Origin of the sequence: Megasphaera hominis, assembly GCF_014269395.1 — a bacterium.
Classification (GTDB): Bacteria; Bacillota; Negativicutes; order Veillonellales; family Megasphaeraceae; genus Megasphaera; species Megasphaera hominis.
This window is the reverse complement of sequence record NZ_JACOGK010000015.1, coordinates 1-15,472: the sequence shown is the minus strand read 5'-3', so window position 1 is coordinate 15,472 and position 15,472 is coordinate 1. Positions and strand designations below refer to the sequence as shown.

Sequence of the window (15,472 nt, the reverse complement as noted above, 5' to 3'; positions counted from 1 at the left end):
AAATTTATGGTACATTGCTGAACGTAATCATCTATTTTCTAGTACCAAAAAGGAGGTCCGTCAATAATGCCTTACGCGACACACAGGCCGACAGCCCGTGTCCTGGACATTCTTCAGTTGCTCGCGACGGCCAAAGATGGCTGCACGCTGACGGAAATTGCGACGGCTATTTCCGTACCGAAGAGCACGATTGTCCCCATCATCCGTACGCTATGTGAGCGCCGCTTTATTGCCCATCACGGTACCAACAAATATATCATCGGAATCAATTCTTTGATCGTTGGCTCTGCCTGCCTGCAGGATATGGACGTACTGGAATTGTTCAAGACGCAAATGAAGCGCATCGTCGCCGCTACGTCAGAAGCATCCCAGCTGGGTGTGCTGATCAACGGTGACGTACTCTACCTGGCCAAGGAAGAATCGCCGGAACCGATCCGCCTGATCTCGTTCGTTGGCAAGCGCCTGCCGGCGTATAGCACTGCCATTGGCAAGGCCCTGTTAAGTGAGTACCCCTTGGAAAGCATCAAAAAGCTCTATCCCCAAGGCCTGCAGCCTGTAACGGAACGTACCTGCACCGACTTTGATGCTTTATATGCCCAATGCCAGGCCGGCCGGGAACGCGGCTATTTTATGGATCAGGAAGAAATTTCTCCGGGCATCAATTGTTTTTCTGTTCCCTTGCAGTATAACGGCCACTATATTGCCGCCATGAGCGTCAGCATCCCGTCTTTCCGCTTAGACGACGCAAAGAAAGAACGCTGCATTGCCGCACTCAAGGACGCAAAAGAAAAAGTAGAACAGGCCTTTACGGAAATCAACGTCAGCGATATTGATTTCTTCGCCAAATCCTTCCAGGCCCAACCTTTATAAGGGTACTAAAAAGAGCTGTACAAAAAATAGGAATCATTTTTTGTACAGCTCCTTTTAGTATAAAAAATCCCCGGCTCATTACGAGCCGGGGATTTTCATATAATACATTATATAGCTTTTTGTCCTTCTCTGGCGCGGGGAAGCTCCTTACTGGAGATAGCCACCGGACATAGCCGACGTAGCATATTTGCTGTAACGAGCCAGGTAGCCTTTCTTTTTCGGGAAGTCCGGCATCTTCCAGTTCTTCTTGCGTTCAGCAAGAATAGCTGCTACTTCTTCTGCCGTCTTCTTTTCGCCGCCAATACCGATCATGTTGATCTTACGGTTCGGAATGTCGATTTCGATCATATCGCCGTCTTCGAGCAATGCGATCGGACCGCCTTCTACGGCTTCCGGAGATACGTGGCCAATAGCCGGGCCCTGTGTAGCACCGGAGAAACGGCCGTCTGTAACTAAAGCAACCGTACCATCCAAACGTTCATCAAATGCGATAGCATCGGTCGTCATGAGGCTTTCAGGCATACCGGAGCCTTTAGGCCCTTCGTAGCGGATGAAGAGGATATCGCCCTGGTTGATTTTGCCTGTAATAATAGCCTGCTGACAGTCTTCTTCCGAGTTGAAGACGCGGGCCGGGCCAATGTGATGGAGCATATCCGGATTCTTAATAGCCGAGAATTTAACAACGCTGCCATCAGGAGCAATGTTGCCGTCGAGTACGGCCAAAGAACCATATTTCTTCGAATTTTCCGGTTTATGGATAATGTCTTCCGGATCGATGCCATAGGTCTTCAGATAGCCCAGGCCGCGTTCGAAGAAGTCGCTCTTCTGGATCATTTCCAGGTTTTCGCCCAATGTACGGCCGGTTACAGTCATAACGTTGAGATCCAGTTCGTCCTTCAGGTACATCTGGATCATGGGGATACCGCCGGCATACCAGAGGAATTCCGTAATGTATTTGCCGCTCGGCTGTACATTCGTCAGATACTTAATGTTTTTGCCGATTTCGTCGAACATACGCGGATGAATATCGATGCCTAATTCATGGGCAATGGCCGGAATGTGAATCGTCGCATTCGTGGAACCGCTGATTGCCTGGTGAACTTTAATGGCATTGATAAAAGCAGCCTTGGTCATGATTTTGGACGTCGTAATGCCTTTGGCTGCCAATTCCATGATCTTTTGGCCTGCCATACGGGCATAGCGCTGGCTTTCCATGAGCGTAGCCGGAACAACGGCGTTGCCGGGCAAAGCCATACCGAGGGCTTCAGACATACACTGCATCGTGCTGGCTGTACCCATGAACTGGCAGGAACCACAAGTCGGGCAGCCGGTCAGTTTATAATCTCTCATTTCATCATGGCTGACGAGACCGCGTTTGTCACGGGCCGTAATCGGGCCGGCCAGGTCAGATGTAGTGCACCCCGGGCCGCTACGCATAGAACCGCCAGGAATGTGAATAACCGGCAGATCCAAACGGGCTGCTACTTCAAGGTGTGCCGGAACGGCTTTATCGCAGCTGGAAATCAGGACTACGCCATCCCAAGGGATAACATTGGCGTGAACTTCTACCATATCGGCAATGAGTTCACGGCTCGGCAGGATGTAGTTCATGCCGTCATGGCCCTGTGCCCAGCCATCGCACAAATCGGTTACGTGGAAGTTTGCCGGTTTGCCACCGCTTTCAAATACACCGATGGCTGCCTGCTTTGCATATTTGTCCAAATGGACACTGCCAGGATGGCTTTCACCCCAGACATCGTCAATCAGAATCTGCGGTTTGCCAAGATCGCCTTCAGAAAATTCGGTACCGAGCTTCAGCGCATCAGACTGAGCCCATACCTTACGTACATCTTTACATCTCTGTTCCATAGAATTTCCTCCTGTTTCCGTGGATAGGGAACTATATAAGTATCCGGGGATTGCTCTATTCAACCCCCGGATGCAGACAAAAGATTACAGGATCTTAGAACAAATCGCCTTTTGCGTCAAAGGCCATCGGTTCCGGACCGCTGATTACTTCCATGTTCGGATTAGCTTCTACTTCAGGAAGGAGTGCTTCGGAAACATAGATTTCCTGTACTTCCATCGTGTTCTTAATACGAACGATCTTCGGAGCGTTTTTATCAGCTTTTGTAGCTGTCTTCAGGGCAACCTGAATAGCCAGTTTATCATTTTCTGTCCAGAGCGGAATCTTAACCATTTCCAAAATCGTGGACGTAACAGCGTTCGGATAGGCAGCAGCGTTGATGATCTTATCGACGCAGCGCTGTGTCGTTACGTCAGCCAGGCCGAGGCCGTTCGCGTTGCCGTGTGTTTCTTCCGTCAGGTCGAGGATGATGTTGCGGTCTGCACGGAATTCACATTTCGACGGGAATTCACCATTCGGGCCAAAGGGAACGCCTGTTTCACGGGGCAGCATGTTGGATACGTTAGGATCCTGGCCGTCACCGCTGATGTTTTTGCCGATCTGGTCGATGATCAGGAGGTCAGCATGTTTGATCATAATATGACCCATCAATTCTTTTGCTTTTTTCAGGTATTCCGGTTCTTTTTCGATGATTTCATCCGGTGTCAATGCAACGATGGTGTGCGTCTGGTCAGCTGCATTTTCGAGCAAGCCTACGCCGCAGATGATCGGGGCGTTTTTCAGGATAACTTTGCCATAGCGCTGAATGTTGGCAGCCATGTTGACGAAGCCCTGTTCGTGTACGCCTTCGGCACCATGCTGTTTGCCCATGCCGATAACAGCCATCTTCATGAGGCCGCTTTCATAAGGGCCAACGAACTGCGTATGTGCTTTAATACGGCCGAGCATGATAATACCATCCGATTCAGCAGCGTATTTATCGATGAAAACAGGACGGCCATCGTCTGTCGTGCCGATCTGTTTTGTTTCCATCGTAGCGCGGATCGGGCAATCAATATAGTCTTCTACAACGCCATAGCCGTTAACCAGTTCCGTCTGGCCTTCAGCAGTAGCACCGCCGTGGCTGCCCATAGCCGGGAAAACGAACGGTTTGCCGCCCTTTTCTTTGACATAGGCAACGATGGTCTTGATAATCAACGCCGTATTGGATACGCCGCGGCTGCCGCAGGTAATGGCAATGGACATGCCCGGTTTAATCTTGGAAGCGATGACGTCCCGGTCGAGCTGAGCCCGGACAGCAGCAGGAATGTCTTCCACCTTAATATACGAAAGGTCAAAATTCTGACGTACCTTCGCCATCTTAGGGATGAATACATCTTTACACAAATTTGCAACTACGCCTGTTCCTTGTTTCATAACTAAACTCCTCCTATTCACTATAAACAGCGATATATTAACAATATTCTGCTTCACTGTTCTTCGCTAATTCGTATATGCATATTAGTATACATAAGCGAATTTCACATACTTTAATTTTACTAGTCTGTTCTATTATGTCAAGTAATTCACGTATAGTTTTTGCGCTTTTTACCGCAAGTATTTACTCTTTTTCCAGGCCTGGCAAATACTCTGACGAGGCCCATGGCACCGCTCTTGGCCGCGGCTGTTGAAAACGATTTCTCTTACTGTCATTTTATCACATTCTAGTGTCCCAGTCTATGAAAAAAGAGATATTTTTTTTAGCGTCATACAACCGCATAAAATGGGGATTTATCAAAAGTTTGTAATTATTTTTCACATATATTTCCGCCTTAACCAGTTGCAAAAAAAACAGAAAACAGATATATTAAACAGAGGAATATTACTTATGTTAAATATGTATTATTTAATTTTATTATACTCTGAGGTAAAGAAAGGATGACTCTCATGTACAGAAGTAAAGAAATACTCGGCCGGCCGGAATGGTCGTTCAACCGTAGCGTCTTCAAATCCATTGGCTACTCCGACGATGATTTGGAACGTCCCTTAATCGGCATTGCCAATTCATGGAACGAACTGGTCCCGGGCCACTACAATCTCCGCCAGATTTCCGAAGCCGTAAAAAAAGGTATTTACCGTGCCGGCGGCACAGCCTGTGAATTTGGCGTTATCGCCGGCTGCGACGGCACAGCCCAAGGCCATGCAGGCATGCACTACATCCTGCCTTCGCGTGATCTCATTGCCAACGATATCGAAACAATGGTAGAAATCCACCGCCTCGACGCCGTTGTCCTCCTCGGCTCGTGCGATAAGATCGTTCCGGGCATGCTCCTGGCAGCAGCCCGCCTCGACATTCCCGTCATCTTCATGGGCGGCGGCCCTATGCTCGGCGGGAAAAAATTCGACGGCCGTAAATCGGATTTGACTTCTATGTCCGAAGGCCTGGGCATGCTCAAGGCCGGCAAGATCGATGAAACCACATTTAACAGCATGGAAGAAGTTTGCGGCCCTACGTGCGGTTCCTGTTCCTTCTACGGCTCTGCCAATACGATGAACTGCGTAGCCGAAGCCATGGGTCTTTCCCTGCCCGGTGTCGCTCTCATTCCGGCTGTCTACGCCGACCGTACACGGGCGGCCGAACAGACTGGTGAAGCCATCGTAAACTTAACGCGCCAAGGCATTACGAGCCATAAGATTCTCACCAAGGAAGCTATCGAAAACGGCATCCGCGTTCTCATGGCCACAGGCGGTTCGACCAATGGTGTCCTGCACCTGACGGCCATGGCCCACGAACTGGGCATTGACCACGAAGAAATGCTCAAGACCTTTGACACGCTCAGCGCTTCGACGCCGCTCGTAGCCAAAGTAAATCCTGCTTCCGAATACGATATGGAAGATTTCTACAAGGCCGGCGGCATTCCCAAGGTCATGACGGAAATCCTGCCGCTCCTCCACGCAGACTGCATTACCGTTACAGGCGGTACAGTAAAAGAAAATCTGGAACACTATATCTATAAATATGAATTCGATCCCAACGTCATCAAGACCATGGCAGAGCCCTTTGAATCGCGTAAAGGCCTGGCCATTTTGCGTGGCAACCTGGCACCGGAAACGGGCGTTACCAAGCCGGCAGCCATCGATCCTTCCATTATGACCTTTACGGGCAGCGCTAAGTGCTACGACTCGGAAGAAGCTGCGGAAGAAGCCATTTTGAACGGCGAAATCGTCGCCGGTGACGTCGTCGTCATCCGCTACGAAGGCCCGAAAGGCGGCCCGGGTATGCGGGAAATGTTCAAAGCCATGAAGTACTTATATGGCCGCGGCCTGGCTAAGTCGACGGCCCTCGTTACAGACGGCCGCTTCTCCGGCACGAACAACGGCTGCTTTGTCGGCCACATCTCGCCGGAAGCCGCTGACGGCGGACCGATCGCCCTGGTAGAAAATGGCGATAAGATCACGATCGACATTCCCAACAACCAGCTGACGCTCCACGTTTCCGATGAAGAATTACAGAAACGCCGGGAAAAATGGGTACGGCCTACACCGAAGTTTACCCACGGCTGGCTCGGCCTCTACTCCCGCATTGCCAAGTCGGCAGCTACAGGGGCCATTCTCGATTTAAACGACAGCGATAACTAAATACAGGTCTTTAAGACAGGGAAAGGGCAGGTGCGTTACAGTGCACCTGCCCTTTTTCTATAAAAATAAGAGCGGCATCCGGTGGCTAACGGATACCGCTCTATGCGCGTGTTGTGTTGGGAACTACTAGTATCTGACAGGATATATCAGCTGTTTGCTTATTCCTGTACGCCTTCCGTTTTCTTCGGCAGGGTAAGAGTCAGGATAAAGCCAAAGGCCAGCATAGCAGCCAGGAAATATACACCGGCAAAGACGGACATGAACTGTGTCGTCAGCCAGCCAACGATGAACGGGCCAACGAAACCGCCCAGGTTACCTAAGGCGTTGATAACACCGACGCTGTCACCGGCAACCTTAGCCGGGAAGAGCATTGTCGGAATCGTCCAGAAAATACCGGATGCGCACTGCAGGAAAAGACCGCAGCCGCAGAGGAAGGCAAAGGATACCCATGTGTTTTCTCTCAGGAACGCTGCTGCCAGGAAGCAAAGGGCAAAGCCGAGCAACGGCAAGGCAACGTATTTTTTACGGTTGCCGCTCTTATCGGAAAGATGGCCGAATACATAGAGGCCGATCATGCAAGCGAAATACGGAATCGTCGAGAGGAAGCCGATGCTGGTCATACCGGTCTGCGTGAGGTCACGCAGGATCGTCGGCAGCCACATAGCAAAGCCATAAATACCGGTCTGGTATGCGAAATAAATGAGAATCAGTTTCCACATGTTGACACTGCCGAGAATAGCAGAGAGCGTAGACGGTGTGTTGTCTTCACCGCTGATTTCGTTCTGTTCAGCAGCCAGGGTCGTTTCCAAATATTCCCGTTCTTCTTTGGAAATCCATTTAGCTTCCGACGGACGGTTGCTGATGAGCGGCCACCAAACGAAGATGAGGAGGAAGGAAACAGCACCTTCAACGAGGAATACAGAACGCCAGCCATAGGTCGTAACCAGCCAGCCGGAAACCGGTCCGGTAATGATGGACGCAATGGCGATGTTCATAATGAAGTACGAGTTAGCACGGCCACGTTCAGACTGGGGGAACCAATGGGCGATGATAACCAGAATAGCCGGCCAAACACCACCTTCGGCAACGCCGATGAGGAAACGCAGGACTAAAAGCTGCGTCGAGGTCTGAACGAACCCGAGGCTCGTACACATAATACTCCAGGCCAGGATAGAAATAGCAATGAACTTTTTCGCATTGCCCGTTTCCGCAATATGACCACCTGGTACCTGAAGAACCATATAACCAATAAAGAAAATGCCTGCAGCTAAACCGGAAAGAGTAGCTGTCATCTGCAGGGCTTCATTCATGCCACCAGCCATAGCGAAGCCAATGTTCGTGCGATCCATAAAGCCAAAAATATAAACCAGGATCGTCGGCGGAATAATACGGATCCAGCGTTTAGCCGGAATGTTTTGTAAATCTGCCATTTAAAACACATCCTTTGAAATAATAAATTGCATGACATGTTTCATCATACAGTACATCATAAAAAGTATAAAAACATGTTATTCTAAATTAGAATTGATTATACTGTAGATTAGTAGCCACAAAGCATGCCCTTAGCGTCTACATTGTACTATACCAAGAAAATTTATCAACTAAATCTTTCCGAAAGATTTTAACAATTGCCTAGGTATAACGTTATATTTACGTTATATTTTATATAACAAATAAAAATAAAAAGAGCAATTGCTCTGTGACCGCAATCGCTCTCAACGCCTGTAATAGGCAAAATTATAGTACTATATTTTTTTCTTTGATTAATTCGTATATGGGAATGTCTTCCTATATTAGAACTATTTTGTAAATTTTCTTACTGCATGGTCCAGCCGCCATCTAAGACGATCTGCTGGCCTGTCATATAATCAGACGCAGGTGACGCAAGGAAAATGGCAGCACCGGCAATATCACCTACTTCACCGAAGCGGCGCATAGGAATTTTACCGGTAATATGCTTATATACTTTTTCTTCACTCAAGGCGTCTTTATTAATATCCGTAATGACGTAGCCCGGACAAATAGCGTTGACCTGAATATTGTACCGGGCCCATTCCAATGCCAGCGCCTTGGTCATTTGCAGTACACCACCCTTGGCTACACAATAGGGCAATACCTGTTTTTCGGCTACCAGGCCCAGCATGGAGGCCAAATTGATGATTTTGCCGGACTTCTGCTGGATCATGTACTTGCCGGCTGCCTGGGTCACGAAGAACACGGATTTCATATCCATATCGATGACGCGGTCCCAATCGGCTTCTGTCAAATCTTCGGCTTTTTTGGTAATGGCACTGCCGGCGTTGTTGACCAGAATATCAATGCGGCCAAAGGCAGCAATCGTTTTTTCCATGAGCTGTGCGACTTCAGCGGCAACGGTGACATCCGTTTTTACGCCCAAACCCTTGACGCCATATTTTTCTATTTCTTTGGCTACAGCATCGCATTCATCCTGATGGCGGCTGACGACGACGACGTTGGCGCCGCTCTGGGCCAGGCCTTCGACGATGCCCTTGCCAATCCCTTTCGTACCACCTGTTACAATAGCCGTTTTACCGTTAAGCTGTAATTTATCAAACATGAAAATCACCTCTTCTGTTAGTCACAATACGCTGCGCCGTTGACATCCAGTATTTCACCGGAAATATATTTTGCTTTGTCGCTGGCCAAGAAAATAATGGCTTCACTAATGTCATCCGGTTCGCCGAACTTTCTGCCCAAGGGAATGGTCTTGACTAATTTGGCACACATTTTAGGATCCCATACATCGGTCATCTTCGTTGCAATCGGTCCCGGTGCGACCGCATTGACACGAATGCCATAGCGGGCTGCATACGTAGCGGCAGACACAGTAATATTGACAATAGCCGCTTTGCTGGCCGAATAGTCGACGCCGACAGCACCGGCCCCGGTTTTGGCAGCAATGGAAGTCACGTTGACTACGTTGCCCTTCGTACCCGTGCGAATCATGGATTCAATGGCTTTCTGGTTCGTATAGAGCGTACCGAAGGCGTTGATTTTCATGACGCGGTCCCAGCTTTCCGGCGTGACGCCGAGGAAGTTCATACCGCTCGTGCAGATACCGGCAATGTTGGCAAAAATGTCAATCTGACCGTATTCTTTTTCCGTAGCAGCGATCAGGGCATCTACATCAGCCGGCTTGCTGACATCACAGGCCATGACGCTGGCAGAAAAGCCATCCTTTTTCAAGGCGTCAGCACATTCTTCACATTCCGAAAGGACATTGCTGGAAATAACGCAATGAGCCCCTTCTTCACAGAATCTGCGGGCTGTCATGGCACCAATGCCACGGCCGCCGCCTGTTACTACTACAATTTTGTCTTTAAATTCATTCATCGTTATATACCCTCTTTTCCTTAATATCAGCAAATCCCGGCCATCATATAAAACTGAGATCCTGCTGTAAACCAGCTGTTTGATCGGCAATTTCGTGCTTGTGCTGCTGCAGCAGGGCCAATATTTCTGCCTGCTTTTCTTGCGTCGAACGGTAGATAGGCAGGCTGACGCTAATAGCCATGGTCTGCCGCGCTACCTGGACGGGCACGGAAATGCACTCAATATCCTTATTTACTTCTCCATTTTCTAAGGCATAGCCCTGCGTGCGGATCGTGTCCAGCTGCGCCAGGAGCTCATCAATATTTTTCACCGTTTTCGGCGTGTATTGAATGAACGTGGCCGGACAAATGCGCCGCACTTCGTCATCACTGTAGCAGCTCAGCAGGCTTTTGCCCAGGCTCGTCGCATAGGCCCCCAGTGTCGCGCCAACAGAAGAATTGACGCAAATGGCCTGCTGTGGCTCCATCTTCGCAATATAGAGGACATCGGTTCCTTCGAGAATGCCTAACTGGCAAATCTCGTTGCAGGCATCGACGATTTCTTCCATATGAGCCTTTACAATATCGAGGCAGCGCAGCGTACGCGTGTAGGCATAGCCCAGGCGAAAACAGCTTTTTCCCAATGTAAACAGGGAGTCTGTACACTGCAGGTAATCCTTCGCTGCCAAGGTCATGACGATCGGATGCAGGGTCCCTTTAGAAATCCCCGTTTGGCGCGATAAGTCTGTAAAAGAAATACCTCCTTCATACTTATATGCCGTTTCCAGTATATTCAGTACACGCAGGGTGGGATTGTGTAATTTATCAGGATCCATAGGCTGTCCTCTTTCGTTCGAATACTCAATTTAAGTTCGTATATGTTAACTATAGGATTAGATTATCATAATCATTGCATAAAGTCAATTAAAATCAAGTATGTGACGATTTTAACATACGTTAGGGCTTACCTATATAAAATATGCATAAAAGCCGGCCTGGCTTAGGTCCAGACCGGCTCGTGTAACGTGCTTATGCTTCTGAATAATCGAATATCTTGCCAGGGTTCAAAATCAGTTTCGGATCGAGAGCCTTTTTGATGGCCTTCATCGTACCTAATTCTACAGGGTCTGTAAATTTCTTCATTTCCTGTATCTTGCGGCAGCCAATACCATGTTCGCCGGATAAACAACCGCCTAAGCTGTACACGAAGCTATACAGTGTATCATGGTACTTGGGAATGATTTCATTCCATTTTTCCAAGGGCATATCCATCTTCAAGGCATTGACGTGAATATTGCCGTCACCAATATGGGCCGACGTCGTCGTAGCAATGCCGTATTGCTTTTCAATTTCCGGCAGCTTAGCCATCAGTTCCCCAATCTTATCGACCGGAACGACGATATCTTCTGCCAGGAAGACAAGGCTGTCATTACGGGCCGCTTCGCCAATATTATAGCGGGCGCCCCAAATGCGGTCGTCTGCTACGAGGGATTCAACAGCACCGTTCTTTTCGCAGATTTCGTCAGCCGTAGCTACGCGGTTATCCAGGTCATCCTGATCATACGAATCGATTGTGACGATAATGTAGTTGCCCTGATCCTTAGAATAGGGCAACTCGATCTTCATGTACCGTTCTTCGCTTTGAATCCCCTTATTATCGAGGAATTCAATAGCTGTCGGCTGTACGCCGGCCTTCAAGAGCTGATTAGGAACAGCCAGGGCTTTCATTTCATCCTGGAATATAGCGACCATGTCGAAATGATACGGAGCAACAGGACGCAGCTTCAAGCAAAGCTTGGTAATAATGCCGAGTGTCCCTTCAGAGCCGCAAATGAGTTTTTCCAGTGCATACCCTGTCGTATTCTTTTGCAGCCGTTTGCCAACCTTTGTGATTTCACCAGTCGGCGTAACCATTTCGATCCAGTAGACCTGATCCCGTGTTGTCCCGTATTTGACAACGCGGCTGCCGCCGGCGTTCGTCGCTACGTTACCGCCGATTTCACTGGACGCCTTCGAGCTGGGATCGCCGGCATAATATAAGCCCGCTTCTTTGGCTGCTGCCTGGACGGCTGTCGTAACAGCACCGGCTTCGACGATCATGTAAAGAGCATCTTTATTGACCTCAATAATCTTATTCATTTTTTCCAGGCAAAGGACAATGCCATTGTATACAGGAATGGCCTGGGCCGCCAGGCTGCTGCCGCCACCGCGCGGCGTAACAGGCACGACGTATTCATTGGCCAGCTTCATAATACCGGCAACCTGTTCCGTCGTTTCCGGAAAAACGACTACTTCCGGCGTATGAAAATAAATGGGATTTGTTTCTTCGTCCGTCTTATACGTATCCAGTTTTTCCGGATCCGTCGTCATGTTGTGCTTGCCTAACAAGGCATATAACTTTTCAATCAATTCCGGTGTAACTTTGTTGTACTTTGGCATACTCATACCCTCCTGACTCGTACAGTCCCGGCACGCCGGAGCTGCGCAAACAACCTGCAACTGTATCACTTCCGATTAATTCTTACATACTAATATATTAGTATTCTCAGTATAGGTTGTCAATATGATATGAATTTATCGTATGGCTGATGGCTAGGCTATGACTTTATCGTGCCATCCAGCCGCCGTCGACGATCATGACGCTGCCATGTACATAAGACGCTGCCGGCGAGGCGAGAAAGACCGTCATGCCGCCGATTTCATCGGGATCGCCATACCGTTTGGCCGGAATGCGGTCCAAAATCTGGCTGTTGCGTACAGGATTCTGCTGCAGGGCCGTATTCATATCCGTATCGAAGTAGCCCGGTTCAATGGCGTTGACATTGACATTTTTTTCTGCCCATTCGTTGGCCAGCGCTTTTGTCAGCTGGGCAATACCGCCTTTAGCTGCTGCATAGGCCGGAATCGTATAGCCGCCGGAAAAAGCCAACAGAGACGCCACATTAATGATTTTACCACCGCCGCGGGCGATCATGCGCTTGCCAAAAGCCTGGCACATGAGGAACGTAGCCCGCAGGTGTACCTGCAGCATGAGATCCCAGTCTTCAATGGGAAATTCCGTGCACGGATGGCGCCGCTGAATACCGGCGTTGTTGACGAGAATATCTACAGGGCCATAGGTGTTTTCCAGTGTTTCTGCGAGCTCTTCTGCTGAATTGAGCGTTGCCAGATCGAGTCCATAAGGATAGCATTTCCGGCCCCAGGCTTCTACACGGCGCTTGGTTTCTGCGCATTCATTTTTCCGCTGAATAGAAATGATGTCTGCACCGGCCCTGGCCAATGCAACGGCCATAGCCTGGCCTAAGCCGCGGCTGCCACCGGTGACGAGGGCCAGCTTGCCCTCTAAAGAAAAGTTTGAAAGATCCATATTACCTGCCTCCTTATAAAAAACAAACGGCCCTATCCAGATGGACAGAGCCGTTTGCCTATGTTACAGCCCTACAGACATCACGCTGTCAAGCTGTATGTAATTTAACTTATTTTGCTTCGTTTTCAATAGCGCTGTAGTCAACTTTCTTGCCATAGATGTTGTTGAGAACATGGCAGATAACAGCACCGATGAATACGCTGACACCGATGAGGAGAAGACCATACTGGAATTCGCCTGTAGCGTCACGAACCATACCAACAGCCGTCGGGCCAAAGAAACCGCCGAGGTTACCAATGGAGTTGATAACAGCGATACCTGTAGCAGCAGCCGTACCGGTAAGGAACTGAGCAGGAATTGTCCAGAACAGAGGAATAGCCGAGAACATGCCGCCGCAGCCTAAGCATACGCAGATCATGGTCGGGATCGTACCTGTTACGAACAAGCTGGAGCAAAGAGCGATAGCGCCAACCATCAGGGCGAAGGTAAGATGCCATTTACGTTCCTGATGTTTCTGGGAGCTCCAACCAAGGAGAAGGATGCAGCAGAAAGCTGTTACGAACGGTAATGCGCCGATGAAACCGATTTCGACCGGAGTCATGCCGGACCACTGTTTGAGCATCTGCGGGATCCACATGTTGATACCATAAACGCCTTCGCAAATAGCGAGGAAGTAAGCAATACCAAGGGCCAATACAGCCGGATGTGTCAGAGCCTTGCCAATCGTGTAGTCTTCGTTAGCGCCTTTAATAGCAGCAGCTTCCGTAGCCAGACGATTCATGAGCCATGTACGTTCTTCTTCTGTCAGCCACTGTGCATCGGCCGGTTTGTCTGTCAGGTAGTAGAGGGTTACGATACCAAAGAATACGGTCGGAATACCTTCTACGAGGAACAGCCAACGCCAACCGGAATACCCCATAACGCCGTCGAGGGCGGAAATGAGGAAGCCAGAGAGCAAGGAACCGAAGATCAAAGCAACAGGCTGAGCGAGGTTGAAGCGGGAAAGAGCGCCTGCACGATATTTGTTCGGGAACCATTCGCCGATGAAGTAAATAACGCCAGGATAGAAACCAGCTTCAGAAGCACCAAGTAAGAAACGCATTACGAGGAAGCTTGTAGTACCGTTGATGAGGCACATGAGAGCTGCTACAGCACCCCAGGTAACCATGATACGGGCAATCCAGCGACGGGCACCGAATTTAGCCAAGCACAGGTTGGAAGGAACTTCGAAAATAAAATAGCCGATAAAGAACAGGCCTGCACCAAAGCCGAAGGTCGATGCTGTGAGCCCTAATTCAGGGGACATCTGAAGGCCGGCAAAGCCCAAGTTCGTTCTATCAATGTAGCAAAGAACGAACATGAAGAGCAAATACGGTAAAAGTCGCCACGAGCATTTGCTCATACAAGATTTTTCAATAGCCAATTCGTTAGACAAAATAGCCACCTCCACAAAATTCGAACAATTTCTATTGGAACGGCAACCACAGCCATTCCGATATGCACATTGCTGAATCAGAAGGTTCAGAGTAAGTATTCGTTTTTAATCGAATAATAAGGTCATGAACAGATGTACCTCTTTCACCTCTCTTTCTGTCATACGTACTCTGCTTCTGACGCTCTGTGTGATCCACGATATGTATGATAACATATCGCATGACACTAGTATCCCAAACTATGCAACCAACACGCGTCTTTTTTCACTTTCTTGCTTTCTCTTATACGTTCATCAGGACTCATTGTATCGCCACGAAGTAATGAGTTCTCATATAAGAAACACGTTGCATATTCGAATGCTCTAGTGACTTAATTATACGTTTTTCCTTATATAACGTCAATATTCACAAGGCATATTTCCTGTGCATTTTAGTAATTCGCAACGTCAGTCGACTAACTATGCGTTTTAAACATCCATGTTCTTCGCGGAACGTTCTTTTTGCACGACAGCCCATTTACTGCGGATGGCCTGGAGGATCCGAGCCACCAGATCCTCCGGGTCTACATCCCAGTAGTCAACGTTAAATCCCGAAACAACGACAGAATTCGGGAATTCTTTAGCCTTCAGGCAGCCGGCCGGACAGGCGTTGAGGAGCAGCGACACATCCCACTTGGGCAAGGTCCTGCTGATCAGACGAAACTCCATATCCGGCGCAGCGGCAATAAGCTTCTTAAACAGGGTTGGCGTTTCAATAAAGGGATTACAGTTACCGCAAAATTTTACACCAACAATCATGATAGACCTCAGTCTTCCGTTTTTACACCGGCAATGGCCAGGGCAGCTTTCTTCTTAGCGTCCAGGTTAGCCAGCTTCGAATACATAACTTCCTGGGCCTGCGGGCTGCCGGCACCGTGCATGCTTTCTACCAGCGCCGTACCACCGGTCATGACTTCGATCAGACGGGCTACGCGCATGCGGTCTGC

Annotated in this window: 13 protein-coding genes; 2 read left to right on the top strand and 11 right to left on the bottom strand. The window is 49.0% G+C overall.

The features are described 5' to 3' along the window. Positions 1-66: 66 nt before the first annotated feature. Entirely contained in the window at positions 67-870 is an 804-nt protein-coding gene (locus H8J70_RS06190) for an IclR family transcriptional regulator (protein ID WP_186502991.1), read from the top strand. A 147-nt stretch (positions 871-1,017) separates the two neighbouring features. Here H8J70_RS06190 and ilvD (H8J70_RS06185) read toward each other — a convergent pair whose 3' ends face one another. Both ilvD (H8J70_RS06185) and H8J70_RS06180 read right to left on the bottom strand, forming a co-directional pair. Continuing rightward, entirely contained in the window at positions 1,018-2,739 is a 1,722-nt protein-coding gene (gene ilvD / locus H8J70_RS06185) for a dihydroxy-acid dehydratase (protein WP_186502990.1), read from the bottom strand. A 94-nt stretch (positions 2,740-2,833) separates the two neighbouring features. Next, positions 2,834-4,153 (bottom strand): nickel pincer cofactor-dependent isomerase, group 22, encoded by a 1,320-nt coding sequence (locus tag H8J70_RS06180; RefSeq protein WP_186502989.1) that lies wholly within the window; start codon positions 4,151-4,153, stop codon positions 2,834-2,836. A 510-nt stretch (positions 4,154-4,663) separates the two neighbouring features. Between H8J70_RS06180 and ilvD (H8J70_RS06175) the strand changes: the two genes are divergently transcribed. Continuing rightward, positions 4,664-6,355 (top strand): dihydroxy-acid dehydratase, encoded by a 1,692-nt coding sequence (gene ilvD / locus H8J70_RS06175; RefSeq protein ID WP_222433610.1) that lies wholly within the window; start codon positions 4,664-4,666, stop codon positions 6,353-6,355. A 158-nt stretch (positions 6,356-6,513) separates the two neighbouring features. On the opposite strand, the gene H8J70_RS06170 is transcribed toward ilvD (H8J70_RS06175), so the two are convergent. From H8J70_RS06170 to H8J70_RS06130, 9 genes are all read right to left on the bottom strand, one after another. Next, complete coding sequence (locus tag H8J70_RS06170; RefSeq protein WP_186502987.1) at positions 6,514-7,785, bottom strand: MFS transporter; 1,272 nt, start codon at positions 7,783-7,785, stop codon at positions 6,514-6,516. A 386-nt stretch (positions 7,786-8,171) separates the two neighbouring features. Continuing rightward, complete coding sequence (locus tag H8J70_RS06165; protein ID WP_186502986.1) at positions 8,172-8,933, bottom strand: SDR family NAD(P)-dependent oxidoreductase; 762 nt, start codon at positions 8,931-8,933, stop codon at positions 8,172-8,174. A gap of 17 nt (positions 8,934-8,950) precedes the next feature. Further along, on the bottom strand, positions 8,951-9,709 hold the full coding sequence (locus H8J70_RS06160) for an SDR family NAD(P)-dependent oxidoreductase (protein WP_186502985.1): 759 nt from the start codon (positions 9,707-9,709) through the stop codon (positions 8,951-8,953). 43 nt (positions 9,710-9,752) lie between these two features. Then, positions 9,753-10,523 carry an IclR family transcriptional regulator gene (locus H8J70_RS06155; RefSeq protein ID WP_186502984.1) on the bottom strand — a complete coding sequence of 257 codons (771 nt, stop codon included), beginning with the start codon at positions 10,521-10,523 and terminating at the stop codon, positions 9,753-9,755. Positions 10,524-10,716: 193 nt separating this feature from the next. Then, positions 10,717-12,126, bottom strand: a complete 1,410-nt coding sequence (locus H8J70_RS06150) for an FAD-binding oxidoreductase (protein WP_186502983.1) — start codon at positions 12,124-12,126, stop codon at positions 10,717-10,719. 166 nt (positions 12,127-12,292) lie between these two features. Further along, positions 12,293-13,054: an SDR family oxidoreductase gene (locus H8J70_RS06145; RefSeq protein WP_186502982.1), complete on the bottom strand. Its 762-nt coding sequence runs from the start codon at positions 13,052-13,054 to the stop codon at positions 12,293-12,295. A 109-nt stretch (positions 13,055-13,163) separates the two neighbouring features. Beyond that, complete coding sequence (locus H8J70_RS06140; protein ID WP_186502981.1) at positions 13,164-14,489, bottom strand: MFS transporter; 1,326 nt, start codon at positions 14,487-14,489, stop codon at positions 13,164-13,166. Between the two features lie 465 nt (positions 14,490-14,954). Next, complete coding sequence (locus tag H8J70_RS06135) at positions 14,955-15,284, bottom strand: hypothetical protein (protein WP_186502980.1); 330 nt, start codon at positions 15,282-15,284, stop codon at positions 14,955-14,957. Between the two features lie 8 nt (positions 15,285-15,292). Continuing rightward, positions 15,293-15,472: 4-hydroxyphenylacetate 3-hydroxylase C-terminal domain-containing protein (locus H8J70_RS06130; protein WP_281386268.1), on the bottom strand; the 180-nt coding region annotated here is incomplete at its 5' end.